The organism is Micromonospora sp. NRRL B-16802 (assembly GCF_001279555.1).
In the GTDB taxonomy this organism is placed as follows: domain Bacteria; phylum Actinomycetota; class Actinomycetes; order Mycobacteriales; family Micromonosporaceae; genus Micromonospora; species Micromonospora profundi.
Genome location: NZ_LGEB01000046.1, coordinates 59,330 through 73,700, shown reverse-complemented (window position 1 = coordinate 73,700; position 14,371 = coordinate 59,330). Strand labels below are relative to the sequence as shown.

Annotated in this window: 14 protein-coding genes; 9 read left to right on the top strand and 5 right to left on the bottom strand. The window is 73.2% G+C overall.

Annotation, left to right across the window (positions count from 1 at the left end; all coding sequences use genetic code 11):
- The first annotated feature begins 120 nt into the window (after positions 1–120).
- Entirely contained in the window at positions 121–828 is a 708-nt protein-coding gene (locus tag ADK66_RS06760) for a hypothetical protein (RefSeq protein WP_053653133.1), read from the top strand.
- 23 nt (positions 829–851) lie between these two features.
- On the opposite strand, the gene ADK66_RS06755 is transcribed toward ADK66_RS06760, so the two are convergent.
- Positions 852–1,904 carry an alpha/beta hydrolase gene (locus tag ADK66_RS06755; RefSeq protein ID WP_053653028.1) on the bottom strand — a complete coding sequence of 351 codons (1,053 nt, stop codon included), beginning with the start codon at positions 1,902–1,904 and terminating at the stop codon, positions 852–854.
- Positions 1,905–2,044: 140 nt separating this feature from the next.
- Positions 2,045–2,482, bottom strand: coding sequence for an HPF/RaiA family ribosome-associated protein (locus ADK66_RS06750; RefSeq protein WP_053653027.1), 438 nt, complete (start codon positions 2,480–2,482; stop codon positions 2,045–2,047).
- A 343-nt stretch (positions 2,483–2,825) separates the two neighbouring features.
- On the opposite strand from ADK66_RS06750, the gene ADK66_RS06745 reads away from it, so the two are divergent.
- From ADK66_RS06745 to ADK66_RS06735, 3 genes are all read left to right on the top strand, one after another.
- Positions 2,826–3,536: a single-stranded DNA-binding protein gene (locus ADK66_RS06745; protein WP_053653132.1), complete on the top strand. Its 711-nt coding sequence runs from the start codon at positions 2,826–2,828 to the stop codon at positions 3,534–3,536.
- Positions 3,537–3,745: 209 nt separating this feature from the next.
- The gene (locus tag ADK66_RS06740; protein WP_082377286.1) at positions 3,746–4,810 is read left to right on the top strand and encodes a cobalamin biosynthesis protein; all 1,065 of its coding nucleotides are present in this window, start codon (positions 3,746–3,748) and stop codon (positions 4,808–4,810) included.
- Complete coding sequence (locus tag ADK66_RS06735) at positions 4,807–6,348, top strand: cobyric acid synthase (protein ID WP_053653026.1); 1,542 nt, start codon at positions 4,807–4,809, stop codon at positions 6,346–6,348. The genes ADK66_RS06740 and ADK66_RS06735 overlap by 4 nt, the downstream gene beginning before the upstream one ends.
- Positions 6,349–6,468: 120 nt before the next feature.
- On the opposite strand, the gene ADK66_RS06730 is transcribed toward ADK66_RS06735, so the two are convergent.
- A complete protein-coding gene (locus tag ADK66_RS06730; RefSeq protein WP_053653131.1) occupies positions 6,469–6,870 on the bottom strand; it encodes a rhodanese-like domain-containing protein in 402 nt (133 codons plus the stop codon).
- A gap of 220 nt (positions 6,871–7,090) precedes the next feature.
- Here ADK66_RS06730 and ADK66_RS06725 point away from each other — a divergent pair, with 220 nt between their 5' ends.
- The 5 genes from ADK66_RS06725 (at position 7,091) to ADK66_RS06705 (ending at position 12,391) form a co-directional block, all read left to right on the top strand.
- Positions 7,091–7,735, top strand: coding sequence for a uridine kinase (locus ADK66_RS06725; RefSeq protein ID WP_053653130.1), 645 nt, complete (start codon positions 7,091–7,093; stop codon positions 7,733–7,735).
- A gap of 153 nt (positions 7,736–7,888) precedes the next feature.
- Entirely contained in the window at positions 7,889–9,034 is a 1,146-nt protein-coding gene (locus tag ADK66_RS06720) for a M48 family metallopeptidase (protein ID WP_053653025.1), read from the top strand.
- A 36-nt stretch (positions 9,035–9,070) separates the two neighbouring features.
- Positions 9,071–10,423: a dipeptidase gene (locus ADK66_RS06715; RefSeq protein WP_197281444.1), complete on the top strand. Its 1,353-nt coding sequence runs from the start codon at positions 9,071–9,073 to the stop codon at positions 10,421–10,423.
- Positions 10,424–10,500: 77 nt separating this feature from the next.
- Positions 10,501–10,707, top strand: coding sequence for a hypothetical protein (locus ADK66_RS06710; RefSeq protein ID WP_030333429.1), 207 nt, complete (start codon positions 10,501–10,503; stop codon positions 10,705–10,707).
- A gap of 91 nt (positions 10,708–10,798) precedes the next feature.
- On the top strand, positions 10,799–12,391 hold the full coding sequence (locus tag ADK66_RS06705) for an ATP-dependent DNA ligase (RefSeq protein ID WP_231639935.1): 1,593 nt from the start codon (positions 10,799–10,801) through the stop codon (positions 12,389–12,391).
- 93 nt (positions 12,392–12,484) lie between these two features.
- Here ADK66_RS06705 and ADK66_RS06700 read toward each other — a convergent pair whose 3' ends face one another.
- Together ADK66_RS06700 and ADK66_RS06695 are read right to left on the bottom strand one after the other, a co-directional pair.
- Positions 12,485–13,303, bottom strand: a complete 819-nt coding sequence (locus ADK66_RS06700; RefSeq protein WP_053653023.1) for a hypothetical protein — start codon at positions 13,301–13,303, stop codon at positions 12,485–12,487.
- A 106-nt stretch (positions 13,304–13,409) separates the two neighbouring features.
- The gene (locus ADK66_RS06695; RefSeq protein ID WP_053653022.1) at positions 13,410–14,231 is read right to left on the bottom strand and encodes an SURF1 family protein; all 822 of its coding nucleotides are present in this window, start codon (positions 14,229–14,231) and stop codon (positions 13,410–13,412) included.
- Positions 14,232–14,371 lie beyond the last annotated feature (140 nt).

Genomic DNA, 14,371 nt, shown 5'->3' with positions numbered 1-14,371 from the left:
GCCTCGCAGCGGGGAAAAGGGTGCTCGCGTCCACATCGCCGAGCAGGGTCTCACGGCGGCCAGGTGCCGGGCATCCGGGTTCCCGCCGGTGGGCGCGGCGCTGGCCCGTACCCTCGGCTGGTGTTGCTGGACCCCGACGCCGAGAGCGGCGTCGCCTACGAGTTGTGCCAGGTCGTCGGCCGCGCCATCCTGCCGTACCGGTCATCGGACGCCGCCGACCAGCGCTTCGGCACGGCGTTCTTCTTCCAGGCCGCCGACGACCCGGTGGGGGAGTCGTTGCTGACCGCCGCCGACCTGGTCGGCCCGGCGGGCGGCGAGGTGGGCCTGCGGGCGAGCGTCACCGAACCGGCCGGCGTCGCCCCGGACGCGATCACGGTGGCCGAGATCACCCCCGGGTGGGCGCGCTTCCCGGGCGACGGCGTCGCGGTGCTCCCGACCGCCGGGCTGCACCGCAGCGCCGGCGACGGCGGCTGGCGGTGGCGGGTACAGCCGGTGCCCGCCGGAATCGCCGCCGGGCCCGAGGTGGTCGAGCGCAGCACCGCCGCCGCCGGGTCCGCGTTCGTGCTTGCCCATGGGGTACGCGCCGACGGCTCCCGGCCGCTGGAGGTGGCGATCGAGCGGGTGGTCCGCGACGGCGACACCGTGCGGATCACCACGGAGCTACCCCAGGGGTACGTCGGCGCGCCGGTCTTCACCGTGCACGCCGACGCCGCCGGTGAGGTGTCGCTGTACTGCCTCGGCCTGGTCCTGCCCGGTGTCGACGGGCATCCGGTGGCGACCTTCGACCGGATCCGGGCAGTCCTTCCGGCCACGCCCGGCGACGCCTGAGCTGTCGTCCTGTCGTCGGGTGGTCAGTCGCTGGCCGTCGCCCCGGTCCGTTCGGCCGTGGAGGGGTCGGTCAGGGCTGGTTCGGCCGGGGCTGTATCGGTCAGGGCTGGATCGGCCGGGGCGGTGGGACCGGCGGCCAGGAACGCTTCGGCCCACCGTCCGACCTCGTCCAGGACCTGTCCGCGTACGGCCAGGCCGGAGAGCGTGAGGTCGTGCAGCCCTCCGTCGAAGCGCGCCAGGGTGACGTGCCGGCCGAGGCGGGGCGCGTACCGGACCATGTGCTCGACGTCCAGCACCGTGTCGGCCAGTGTCGCGTTCTCGTGCCATTTGGTGCTCCGGAAGGAGCGGGTCGAGCAGGCCACCAGCACCGGCACCTGGATGTTCAGCCCGGCGCGCAGCCGGCGTTGGCCGGTACGGATCGCGTTCAGCCAGCCGGCCCGGACCGGGAACCCGGCGAGCGGCTTCCACGCCAGGTCGTACGTCCACTCGCCACGATGGTCGGCGTGCAGGCTCTCGCCGTACACAGTGCCGAGCCCGAGCGGCACGATGCGGTGCGGCGCCCTGCGGCCCAGCCGGGCCGCGGCGGCCGCGATGGGTCGGCGCAGCGCCCAGGGGGCGTTGAAGTCGAAGAAGGGGCTGTTGAGGACCAGGCCGTCGATGGTGCCGGCGTCGCGGCGGGCGTCCGCCCAGAGCGACAGGACCAGGCCGCCGGTGGAGTGGCCCATCGCGAGCAGGGTGTCGTGCCCGTCGTCGGAGCGGATGATCTCGGCGGCGGCGTCCAGCTCGGAGAAGTAGTCGCTGACGTCCTGGCAGAAGTTGGGGGTCTGGTGCGCGAGCAGGCTGCGGCCGTATTTGCGCAGGTCGAGGGCGTAGAAATCCCAGCCACGTTCGGCGAAGAAGTCGGCCAGGTGGGTCTGGAAGAAGTAGTCGACGAAGCCGTGAACGTAGAGCACCGCCCGCCCGGTGGGGCGCTCCGCCCGCCGGCGGACAAGTGTCGCGACGACAGGACCCTCATCGTCGACGCCCAGGTCGATCGTCTGCCGCTCGTAGGGCGGCCCCAACACGTCCGGTTCCACGAATCCGACGCTACGCCGACCGACTACCCGGTGGTAGCCCCGGCCCCGCCGGGCTCACCCCTGGCCCCTGGAACCACGCCGGGGACGTCCGCCGGCCCCGACCGGCCGTGCCTGCCGGCCGGGACACAGCGGGTACGCGCTCAGGCCGTCTCGGCGTCGGCGCGGCTCGGGTCGGCGGCGGGCAGCGCGTCCGGCTCCTCGGTGTCGACAGGGCTCTGCGGCGGGCTGACGTCGCGCAGGTGCTTGTTGTGCCGCGGCTCCTGGCGGGTCTTGGCGTCGTTGAGCCGCCGCCGCAGGTCGTCGCGGACGTCGTTGAGCGCGGCGTGTAGGTCCTCCTCGCCGGAGGTGGTGACGATCTTCTGGCGGCCGGCGATCCAGCACTCCAGGGTGACCTTCTGACCCCGGGCCTCCCGATCCTTCACCGACACCTCAAGCTCGGTGGCGTCGGCATGGAAGCTGGCCAGCCGGGCGTCGAGAGTGGCGAACTGCTCGGCGATCCAGTTGCGGTCGCCCTGCGAGAAACCGGCGCCGACCCGCAGGCACTCCGCCACGGTGGCCGGGTTCGCCACGGCGCTCATCGCCGCACCTCGGAAACGGTCGCGAAGCCGGAAGTAGTGATCATCATGACGCTGACCTCTCGTCGACGTGGAGCTGTCGGTGGTGCGTTGATCAAATCCATACCCACTCGGTCGGCCCCGGAACCGCCGGCAGCGTGTCGAGCGTGGTGGGCGTGCCGTGGGCGTGGTCGGCGGCACGGCAGGCGTCTTCGGCTGTAGCACATGCGGGCTTGATCAGGGCGTTATCCACAGGCGGTCCGGTTGTCCACAGGTCGAGGTGCGGCGCTGGCGACACACGCCGGCGCCGCTCAGGCTGAGGGCCGAGTCGACTCGCGCTGGCAGACCCCGATCCCCTGGAGGGATGATGTTCGACACCTACGTCACGATCGTCGGCAACGTGCTGACCGCACCCGAGTGGCGACGTACGACCCAGAGCAACACGCTCGTGGCCAACTTCAAGGTCGCCTCCACCGCCCGCCGGCTCAACCGCGACAGCGGTCGCTGGGTCGACGGCAATTCGCTGCGTGTCCGCGTCAACTGTTGGCGCAAGCTCGCCGAAGGCGTGGCGGCCTCCGTGATGGTCGGCGACCCGGTGGTGGTCTGTGGCCGCCTCTACACCCGCGACTGGACCGACGACGCCGGCAACCACCGCACCGTCTACGAGCTGGAGGCGGTCGCCGTCGGCCACGACCTGTCCCGTGGCCGGGCCCGCTTCCTGCGTAACCGGCCGGCTCTGACGACCAGCACGGTCGAGGACGCGGACGCCGAGAGCCGGGTGCACGGCGAGCCCACCGAGCCGGTGCCGGCCGGCCAGGCACCAGTGCTGCCCGACGACCGTCCGGTGGACGACGACTTCGAGCTATCCGACTTCGGCTCGCTGCGGACCAGCCCTGTCGACCACGACCCGCTCGACGACGAACTGACCCCTCCCGACGACGGCGACCCGCAGGGCGACGGCGACCCGCAGGGCGACCCCGACGACGAGTTGGGGCCGGTCCCCGACGAGGGTCGGCCGGACGCCGCGCCGTCCGGTCGGGGGCCGCGTGGCCGAGGGCGGGTTCCGCAGCCGGTGTGACCGTTCGGCTCGCGGTTCCCCCGGCCATGGCGAGGGCCAGGACACCGCGAGGGCAGGGCGGCGACACCGGCACGGCACGACGGGGGCGGGGTGGCGATGCGACTCGCGTCGTCACCCCGCGTGTCTGCAGCACCGGGCTGGTGGAGCGCTGCGGACGCGGATCGGCTCATAGGGTGCTCGTCTAGGCTGGCTGGCCGGAGGTGGTACGCGTGCGACGGACAGCGCCGGTTGCTGACGCGGTGGGGCTGTTGGCCGGGTACGCCCTGGACAGGCTGCTCGGGGACCCCCGCCGGTGGCACCCGGTGGCCGGCTTCGGGCGGGCCGCCGGCGCGTTGGAGCGCCGCCTCTACCGACCGGACCGGACAGCCGGGGCGGCGTTCACCGCGCTCGCCGTCGGTGGGCCCGTGATGCTCGGTGCGGTCGCTGCGGCTGCCACCCGGCACCGACCGGTGGCCCGTGCGGCACTCGTCGCCGCCGGAACGTGGGCCGTGCTGGGTGGCCGCACCCTGCGGCACGAAGCCTCTGTCATGGGTCGAACGCTGCGCGACGGCGACCTGCCCGCCGCCCGGCAGCGCCTCGGCCACCTCTGCGGCCGTGACCCGTCGACCCTGGGGGAGTCCGAGCTGGCCCGAGCCACCGTCGAGTCCGTCGCGGAGAACACCTCCGACGCGGTGGTCGCCCCGCTCGTGTGGGGCGCGGTCGCCGGCCTGCCCGGCCTCCTGGGCTACCGCGCGGCTAACACCCTCGACGCCATGGTCGGGCACCGGTCGCAGCGGTACGCGCGGTTCGGCACCCCTGCCGCTCGGCTGGACGACCTGCTCAACCTGGTGCCGTCCCGGCTGACCGGGCTGCTCACCATCGCTGTCGCCCCGGTAGCGCACGGTGACCGCGAGCGGGCCTGGCAGGTGTGGCGGCGCGACCGCAACGACCACCCGAGCCCCAACGCCGGCCAGTGCGAGGCGGCGATGGCCGGCGCGCTCGGCGTCCGCCTCGGCGGCCGCAACGTCTACTTCGGGCGCTCCGAGGTACGCCCGTTCCTGGGTGACGGCCCGCGCCCCGAAGCACGCCACCTCAAGCGGGCCGCCCGCATCTCCGGCGCCGTCGGCCTGGCCGCCCTCGGGCTGGCAGCCGCGTACCCGGTGACCGTCGGCCGAGTGGTAAACGCCGTGGGTCGGCGCGCCCTGCACGCAGCGGTCGGCGGGCGCGGGTTGGGTGGCGCGATTGGTCAAAGCTGGTCGCGGGCTGTCGTGGCAGGGCAGGGGAGCGGGCGGTGAGCGGCGGCCTGCTGGTCGCGGGCACCACCTCCGACGCTGGCAAGAGCGTGCTCACCGCCGGCATCTGCCGATGGCTGCACCGCCAGGGCGTGAAGGTGGCACCGTTCAAGGCGCAGAACATGTCGAACAACTCGGCAGTCGTCGTCGGGCCGGACGGGCGCGGCGGCGAGATCGGCCGAGCCCAGGCCATGCAGGCAGCCGCCTGCGGCATCGCACCGGACCTGCGCTTCAACCCGGTACTGCTCAAGCCGGGCAGCGATCTGGCCAGTCAGGTGGTGCTGCTCGGCGAGGCGGTCGACACGATCACGGCGAGCACCTTCGGGCAGTTGCGGCCCCGGCTCGCCGAGACCGCGTACGCGGCGCTTGCCGAGTTGCGTGACGCGTACGACGTGGTGATCTGCGAGGGCGCGGGCAGCCCTGCAGAGATCAACCTGCGGGCCGGGGACTACGTGAACATGGGCCTGGCCCGGCACGCCAACCTGCCCACCCTCGTGGTCGGCGACATCGACCGAGGTGGCGTGTTCGCCTCGATGTTCGGCACCGTGGCCCTGCTCGACGCCGCCGACCAGACGCTGATCGCAGGCTTCGTGATCAACAAGTTCCGCGGGGACCTCGGTCTGCTCCAGCCCGGCCTGGACATGCTGCGCCAGGTGACCGGCCGCCCCACGTACGGGGTGCTGCCCTGGGCACTCGACCTGTGGCTGGACGCGGAGGATTCGCTCGCCTACGGCCGGGTGCTCGGTCGCCCCGCCGCGCCGCACGGCACCGAATGGTTGGACGTGGCAGTAGTGCGGCTACCCCGCGTCAGCAATGCCACCGACGTGGAGGCGCTGGCCACCGAGCCGGGCGTGCGCGTCCGCCTCACCGTCGAACCGGCCGAGCTGGCCGCCGCCGACCTGATCGTCCTACCCGGCTCGAAGTCGACAGTCGCGGACCTCGCCTGGCTACGCGAGACGGGCCTCGCCGACGCGATCCACGCCCACGTGAGCAGCGGAAAGCCGCTGCTCGGCCTCTGTGGCGGCTTCCAGATGCTCGGCCGGGCCATCCACGACCCGGTGGAGAGTCGGCAGGGCAGCGTGGCAGGGCTCGGCCTGCTGCCGATCGAGATCACCTTCGATCCGCGCAAGACCGTCCGGCAGTCGGTGGGCACCGCTCCCGGTGGCCTGCCCGTGCGCGGCTACGAGATCCACCACGGGTACGTCTCACACACCGACCCGACCCTCACCACGCTGCTGACCGGTGCCGACGGCGTCGGCGAGGGTGCCGTGCTCGGCCCGGTGTACGGCACGCACTGGCACGGGACGTTCGAGTCGGACGAGTTCCGTCGCTGGTTTCTCACCGAGGCTGCACGGCTCGCGGGGCGCACCGGGTTCCGTGTTTCACCGGCCACCAGCTTCGCCGCCGCCCGGGAACGCTCGCTCGACCTGCTCGGCGACCTCGTCGAGGAGCACCTGGACACCGACGCCCTCTGGAAACTCATCGAAAACGGCCCCACTCCCGGGCACCCGTTCATCCCACCAGGCCCGCCACGAACCTGACCGGAGACTCAGCGGCGATTGCGTCTGTCGTCCCGGCTGGCCCGCGGCGCGGCGTCGCGACGGCAGAGTCTTGCCCGTCCTCCCACGAGTCGGGCCGGCGTGGTGGCGTCGGGTCGGACTTCAGGGGCGGATATCGGCGGGGCGATCCGTGGTGGGCAGACCGGCGGCGAGCCAGGCGTCCACGCCTCCGATCATGTCGGTGGCGCGGCGCAGGCCGAGGGTCTGCAGGCTGGCGGCGGCCAGGCTGGAGCTGTAGCCCTGGCGGCACACCAGCACGATCTCCCGGTCGTAGCCGGTGGCCTCCGGGATGCGCCAGGCGCTGGCCGGGTCGAGTCGCCATTCCAGCACCGTCCGGTCGATGACGACGGCGCCGGGCAGGTCGCCCTGTTCTCGGCGTTGCGTGTCGGTACGGGTGTCGACAAGCAGCGCGCCGCCGCGGACCGCCTCGACGGTCTGCTGCGGAGTCAGTCGGTGCAGCCCGGCGCGGGCCTGTTCGAGGAGGGCGTCAATGCCGGGGCTCATCACGTCTCGGAGCACCACCAGATCATGCCGAGCGGGCTACCCGCCCGCGTGGCGAACGGGTCGCCCGTCACCCGTCGCCGCCGCAATTCCCCCGGACGTGACGGTGCCCCGGCCGTGGCGGTCAGCCGGACGTGTCAGCCCGACCAACTCACGTCGGCCTTCGGCGACGACGGCATACTTCGGTGGTGTGGACCAGGCCACCGACCGCACCGACAGTAGGTTGACCGTGGCCGTCGTCGAGGCGTACACCGAGTTGGCTCGTCGGGTGCTCGCGGGCCCGGCGCGGTTGGGGCGGACCCGGCTTGTCGCTATCGACGGGCCGAGCGGCGCGGGCAAGAGCCGGTTCGCGGCGCACCTCGCGGATGCCCTTGCCGAGCTGACGGGTCCGCCCCGAAGCCACGGTGAAGGCGGGCGACCTCCGGTGGTGCACACCGACGACCTGCTCGACGGTTGGGACGACCAGCTCACCTTCTGGCCGCGGCTGGAGGCGCAGGTGTTGGCTCCGCTACGGGCGGGACGGCCCGGGGCGTACCGCCGCTACAGCTGGGTGCGGCGGTCGTTCCTGCCCCGCCCGGTCCCGGTGCCGGTCGCGCCGGTGCTGATCGTCGAAGGTGTCAGCGCGGCGCGCGCCGTCGTCCGGCCCGAGGTGACAGCGGCCGTGTTCGTGACCGCGCCCGCGCCGACGCGGCTGGCTCGCGCGGTTGCCCGGGACGGGCCTGAGATCCTGCCCGAGCTGCGCCGCTGGCATGCGGGGGAGCGGGCGCACTTCGCCGCCGACGGCACCGCCGGCCGGGTCGACCTGGTGATCGACGGTGCACCGACCCTGCCGTACGACGCCGAGAGGTACTACGTGCGGACCCGCTGACCCGAGCCCGAGTCCGGGCCCGGACGACCCGAACCCGAGGGCGGGCCCGGACGACCCGAGCCCAGGACCCGCACGACCTCAGCCGGGGCGTGGACGCCGGCCACCGACTGGGGCACGATGCGGGGAAGGTCGGGAACGGCGAACGGGAGTCACATGTCGACAACGGACACACCCGCACGACGCCGGGTCACCCTCACCGGCATCAGCTCCCGAGCGTGGGAGCATCCGGCGGACCGGGGCGCCCTTGTCGCGCTGCGGGAGCTGCGCGGGTTCGACGATGTGCTGCGGGCGTTCTTCGGCATGTGGAACGAGCGCGGGTTCCGACTCTCGGTGCTGGCCTCCGGCATCCGTGTCGACCACCGGCAGTACCCGGCGGTGTGGCAGCGCTACACCGAGGCCGCGGCGGCGCTCGACGTGGCGGAGCTTCCCGAGCTGTACGTGACGCAGTCTCCGTGGCTGGGCGCCGAGGCGGTCGGCCTGGAGCGGCCGTTCATCGTGCTGAACTCGGCGTGCGTGCAGCAGCTCGATGAGGACGAGCTGCGCTGCCTGCTCGGCCACGAGTTGGGGCACGTGGGCAGCGGGCACGCCGTCTACAAGACGATGCTGATGATCCTGACCCGGTGGGCGGCCAATCTAAGCTGGCTGCCGGTGGGCGCGTTCGCGTTGCGGGCGATCATCGCGGCGATGCTGGAGTGGTGGCGCAAGGCGGAGCTGTCCGCCGACCGGGCAGGGCTGCTCGCCGGGCAGGACCCGGCCGCCGCGCTGCGGCTGCTCATGAAGCTCGCCGGTGGCGGCGACCTGTCCCAGGTCGACACCACAGCCTTCCTGGAGCAGGCCGCCGAGTACGCCGGTGGGGGCGATGTGCGGGACAGCCTGCACAAGATCCGGATGACGGCGTGGAGCACCCATCCGGCGCCGGTGGCGCGGGCCGCCCAGCTGCGGCAGTGGATCGACTCCGGGGCGTACGGGCGGGTGCTGGCCGGGGACTATCCACGCCGCGACGACGACGGCTCGACAAGCGTCTCGGAGGAGATCAAGGCCGCCGCTGAGTCGTACCGGGAGGAATTCAGCAGGTCCACCGACCCGCTTGTCGGGTTGCTGCGCCGCCTCGGCGATGGTGCCAGCGACGTCGGCGAGTGGGTGGGCGGCACCGCCGGCCGAGCGCGCTCCTGGGTGGATGCCGCGACCGAGGCCGCCGGCCGGGCGCACCGCGCCGGTCGGGCTGCGCCCGGCGCCACGGCGGGTGCCGGCGGAGCCGGTGGCGGTGACGGTACGGGCTCGGGCGGCGCGGCGGTGTAAGGCCGGCATACGATTCCGGTCATGACCTCACCGATCATGTCCGAGTCCGAGGTGCGGGCCGCCGTCGAGCGGGAGATGCCCGGCGTCCGTGCCGACCTGGAGCGCCTCGTCCGTATCCCCGGCATCGCGTTCGACGGCTTCGACCACTCGCACGTGGAGCGCTCCGCCGAGGCGGTCGCCGAGCTGCTGCGCGGCTGCGGCCTGGACGTCGACATCGTGCGCTCCGGCGGCCAGCCGGCGGTGATCGGCCGGCGGCCGGCACCGCCCGGGGCGCCGACAGTGCTGCTGTACGCCCACCACGACGTGCAGCCGGTCGGTGACCGGTCGCTGTGGGAGTCCGACCCGTTCGAGCCGGTGGAGCGGGACGGCCGGCTCTACGCCCGGGGCGCGGCCGACGACAAGGCCGGCATCATGGCGCACGTGGCGGCGCTGCGCGCGTACGGTGACGCGCTGCCGGTCGGCGTGGTCCTCTTCATCGAGGGCGAGGAGGAGTACGGCTCCGACTCGCTGGAGCGACTGCTGGCCGAGCACCGCGACGAGATCGCCTCCGACGTCATCGTGATCGCCGACTCCGCGAACTGGGACATCGGCGTACCGGCGCTGACCACCTCGCTGCGCGGCATCGTCAACTGCTTCGTCGAGGTCCGTACGCTCGACCACGCCGTGCACAGCGGCATGTTCGGCGGTGCCGTTCCGGACGCGCTGACCGCGTTGGTACGCCTGCTGGCCACAGTGCACGACGATGCCGGTGACGTGGCGGTCGACGGGTTGGTCAGCCGTGGAGGTGCCATCGTCGACTACCCGGAGGACCGGTTCCGGGCCGAGGCGGGGCTGGCCGAGGGTGTGCAGTTCATCGGCACCGGCCGGATCACCGACCGGCTCTGGAACAAGCCGGCCCTGGCAGTGCTCGGCATCGACGCACCGGCCACCGGCGAGGCTCCGAATGCGTTGCTGCCGGCCGCGAAGGCAAAGCTCAGCATCCGTCTGGCCCCGGGCGACGACCCGAAGCGGGCGTACGCGGCGGTGCGCGCGCACCTGGAGAAGCACGCGCCCTGGGGTGCCCAGGTGACGGTGACGTTCGAGCACGACGGTGAGCCGTGCGTGATCGACGCTTCCGGCCCGATGTTCGACGCCGCCCGCTCGGCGTTCCGGGCCGCCTGGGACGGCACCGACCCGGTGGACATCGGTGTCGGCGGTTCGATCCCGTTCATCGCGACCTTCCAGGAGATGTTCCCGCAGGCGGCGATCCTGGTGACCGGTGTGGAGGACCCGCACGCCCGCGCGCACGGCCCGAACGAGAGCCTGCACCTTGGCGAGTTCGCTCGGGTATGCCTCGCCGAGGCGTTGCTGCTGGGCGCGGTGGCGGCGGCAGGTACGAACGGACGATAGGTGTCGGAACCGTAACTCCCTGTCTGATCTGGGAGTTTGCGGCGTGTCGCGGGCGGGTTTGTTATAGCCTTTCGAACATGAGTACGAACGAGGTGATGGCCCGCTTGGGGGCCGCCGTCAGTGCGCTGGGGGACGTCGACGTCTCCGCGTGGTCCGAGGACACGCTCAACGAACAGCTCGGTGAGCTCTCCGCCGCCCTGGTCGCCCTCGACTCGGTGCTCTCCCGGGTCGCCGGCGAGGTCCGCGCCCGGGGGCTGCGCATCGAGGAACCCGTCTCCGCCTGATTCGTCGCCCACCGCCGGTAGCGGTGGCGGCACCCTGCCGACACCGCCCGGGTACGGCAATGCCCGGGCGGTGTCGCAGGCGGCTGGCAGGATGAGGTTCGTGCGGTTCATCGATCTGGCGGCCACCTCCGCCGCCGTGAGCGCCACCAGCGGCCGGCGGGCCAAGGTGGAGCTGCTGGCTGACGCGCTGCGCCGGCTCGACCCGCCCGAGGTGGAGCCCGGCGCCGGATATCTCGCCGGTGAGCTGCGGCAGCGGCAGACCGGCGTGGGCTACGCCAGTCTGCGTGACCTTCCGCCGCCCGCCGCCGAGCCGACGCTGACAGTGGCCGCCGTCGACGCGGCCATCGAGCAGATCGCCGCGGTGCAGGGCGCGGGTTCGCAAGCCCGCCGCCGGACGTTGCTGGGCGCGCTCTATTCGGCGGCGACCGCCGACGAGCAACGGCTGCTCACCGCCCTGTTCGGTGGCGAGTTGCGCCAGGGCGCCCAGGCGGGGCTGTTGGCCGACGCCGTGGCTCGGGCCGCCGAGGTGCCCGTCGCGACGGTCCGCCGGGCTCTGCTGCTCGCCGGTGATCTCCGCGCGGTGGCGGTTGCCGCGCTGGCCGGGGGCGCTGCCGAGTTGGCCGGGTTCGGCCTGCGGGTCGGCCGACCGCTCGCGCCAATGCTGGCGCAGAGCGCACCCTCGGTCGATGAGGCGCTCGCCGCGACCGGCACGCCCGCAGTGGTCGACGTGAAGCTCGACGGCATCCGCATCCAGGTGCACCGCTCCGGCGCCGACATCGCGGTGTTCACCCGCAGCCTCGACGAGATCACCGGGCGGATGCCCGAGGTGGTGGCCGCCGTCCGCGCCCTGCCCGGCCGGGAAATGGTCCTCGACGGCGAGGCGATCGGGCTGGACGAGACGGGCCGCCCACTGCCGTTCCAGCAGACCTCAAGCAGGGCCGCACGGCGCACCACGCCCAGCACCACCGGGGGCACGCCTGTCGCACCGGCGGTGCTCGCCGCGGCAGCCACCACCGGCGCAACGGTGCTGACCCCGTACTTCTTCGATCTGCTGCACCTCGACGGCCAGGACCTGATCGACCTGCCCGGCCGGGAGCGGTGGGCCGCGCTCGCCGGCGCTGTCGATTCGTCGTTGCTGGTCGGGCGAATGGAGGTCGACGGCCCGGAGCAGGCCGGAGCCGCGTTCGCCGCCGCGATCGACGCCGGCCAGGAGGGCGTGGTGGTCAAGGCGCTGGACGCGCCGTACGACGCCGGCCGGCGGGGCGCGGCCTGGGTCAAGGTCAAACCACGGCACACCCTCGATCTGGTGGTGCTGGCCGTCGAGTGGGGCAGCGGCCGGCGCGAGGGCTGGCTGTCCAACCTGCATCTGGGTGCCCGCGACCCCCGCTCCGGCGACTTCGTGATGCTCGGCAAGACGTTCAAGGGGCTCACCGACGAGCTGCTGCGCTGGCAGACCGAGCGGTTCCTCGGCCTCGCCGTGGAGCGCGGCGACTGGGTGGTCCGGGTCCGTCCCGAGCAGGTGGTGGAGATCGCCTTCGACGGGGTGCAGACGAGTTCGCGCTACCCGGGCGGGATGGCGCTGCGGTTCGCCCGGGTGGTGCGCTATCGCGACGACAAGTCCGCCGCCGAGGCGGACACCATCGACGCGGTCCGGGCCATCCACGCCGGCCGTTCCACCGGTTGACCGTCGTCGCACCAGGCGGTTGATCCAGTTGGCCGGACCGGCGGCGGCCCGGTCACCGACGGGTCGCTCCAAAGATCGACCCGCCGGCGCGGCTCACTGGCTGGACAGCGACCGGGCGTAGTTGACCTGGTTGTTGATGTGCTGCACCTGACCCTGGTCGCTCACCGGGATCCGGGCCACGTACTGCTGGGCGCCGTTGGTGACAGTCACCTGGACGGTGCCGCGGTGCCGGGTTTCCTTGACCAGCAGGAAGAGCAGGCTGAAGATGGCCACGCAGAAGAAGCCGACGATGGCGCAGACCAGCGCCCAGGTGGCGATTTTCTCCTCGCGCTGCCAGTAGTCGGCCACGTGCCAGCTCGCACCGGCCAGCGGCAGCACCCCGGCCGGTGTACGGATGACCGGCGGGCTCACCGTGATCTCGGCGATCTGCACGGCGACCACCTCCGGCCCGGCGAAGCCGGCCGCCGCGACCGGGTACGCCGCCACCGGCGGGTACGGCCCGACCGCCGGCCACGCACCAGGGGTCTGCGCCGGCGGCCCGGAGAAATGCGCCGGCGGTCCGGAGAAAGAGGCCGGCGGTCCGGAGTACGACGCGGGCGGTGCGGAGTAGGGCGCGGCAGTCGCGGGCGAGATGGCCGGTGATGTGGGCGACTGCGCCGGCGCGGCGGGGAACTGCGCGGTCGGTGCCGGGGCGACCGGCGGCGTACCGAAGATCGCGTCGGCCGGGTGCGGTGCGGCCAGCTGCGGTGCGGGCGGGAACGGCGCGGTCGGCGGCATGGCAGCCAACGCGGCGGTCGGCGGCTCGGAGGCCAACGCGGAGGTCGGCGGCTCGGAGGCCCACGGATCGGTGGGCGGATGTGCCTGCGTCGCCGGCTCCGACTCGGGTCGCGGCGCTGCGGGATCCACGGTCATCAGCGCGCCCCACACGAATTGATCACCCGGCGGAGACTACCGGCTGCCGTGGTGCCCCGTGTTCCCCCGAGCGTCCGATTGCGACGCCGGTACGGTCACCGGGGGCTCAGGCGGACGCGCTCGGCGTGGGCTCTGCCGCCCGGTCCAGCGGGGCGGTCTTCGTGTCGATTCCGGCGGCCCGGCGGGCCTCACGACGGGCCACCCAGCCGTAGCCGAAGAGGGCCATCACGGCGAACAGCCACCACTGCACGACGTAGCCGAAGTTCTGCCAGTTGTTGGCGTGCCCCACCGGCACGGCCTTGAACACCGGGTCGGCGGGCGGGGTCTGCTCGTCCAGCAGCAGGTAGCCGCCGTAGACCGGGTAGGGCAGCTCGCGGGCGAGGCCGGGCACGCCGACGCGGCGGGTCTCAAGCATCCCGTTGCGGCGGGCCACAGTGCCGGCGCCGCTCTCGGTCTCGTGCACCCGGCCGACCACCGTCACGTCACCGGTGGGCGTGGCGGGCACCGACGGCTGTGCTGTCGCCCCGCCCGGAGCCGGCGGGATCCAGCCCCTGTCGACGAGCAGTGCGGTGCCGTCGGCGAGCACCAGCGGGGTGAGCACCTCGAAACCGACGCGGCTGTCGGCCGTCCGGCCCCGGACCAGGATGGTGTTGGACGGGTCGTACCGGCCGGTGGCGGTGATCCGGGACCAGACCTTGTCCTCCGCAGGCGGCGGGCCGGCGGTTCCCGGGCCGCCGGTGGGAGCGCGGAACGCCTCGGTCAGGGGCACCGGTGCCATCCGCAGGCCGGCGTCGATCCGCTCGTTGACCTCGGTACGCCCCTGGTAGCGGTCCAGCTGCCAGTTGCCCAGCCAGACCATGACGGCGGAGGCGACCACTGTCAACGCGAGGGCGCCCAGCCAGCGTGGGCTCAGCAGGAACCGGTACACGGCACCGAGGCTACCCGTATGACCGGGGCCACTGACCTGCACCGGGCCGGAGACCGTCGATCAGCCCGGATCGGGGGTGCTCGCGCGGAAGACCGGGCGGGTATCGTCACGCGGACGGCTCGGCACCCCGGCCGGTCGTC

What these genes read in the sequence shown, in the direction of transcription:
- ADK66_RS06750 (WP_053653027.1), bottom strand. Translation starts at nt 2,482, where the DNA reads ATGAGCGCCGTGGCGAACCCGGCCACCGTGGCGGAGTGCCTGCGGGTC.
- ADK66_RS06745 (WP_053653132.1), top strand. Translation starts at nt 2,826, where the DNA reads ATGTTCGACACCTACGTCACGATCGTCGGCAACGTGCTGACCGCACCC.
- ADK66_RS06730 (WP_053653131.1), bottom strand. Translation starts at nt 6,870, where the DNA reads ATGAGCCCCGGCATTGACGCCCTCCTCGAACAGGCCCGCGCCGGGCTG.
- ADK66_RS06720 (WP_053653025.1), top strand. Translation starts at nt 7,889, where the DNA reads ATGTCGACAACGGACACACCCGCACGACGCCGGGTCACCCTCACCGGC.
- ADK66_RS06715 (WP_197281444.1), top strand. Translation starts at nt 9,071, where the DNA reads ATGTCCGAGTCCGAGGTGCGGGCCGCCGTCGAGCGGGAGATGCCCGGC.
- ADK66_RS06710 (WP_030333429.1), top strand. Translation starts at nt 10,501, where the DNA reads ATGAGTACGAACGAGGTGATGGCCCGCTTGGGGGCCGCCGTCAGTGCG.
- ADK66_RS06705 (WP_231639935.1), top strand. Translation starts at nt 10,799, where the DNA reads ATGAGGTTCGTGCGGTTCATCGATCTGGCGGCCACCTCCGCCGCCGTG.
- ADK66_RS06700 (WP_053653023.1), bottom strand. Translation starts at nt 13,303, where the DNA reads ATGACCGTGGATCCCGCAGCGCCGCGACCCGAGTCGGAGCCGGCGACG.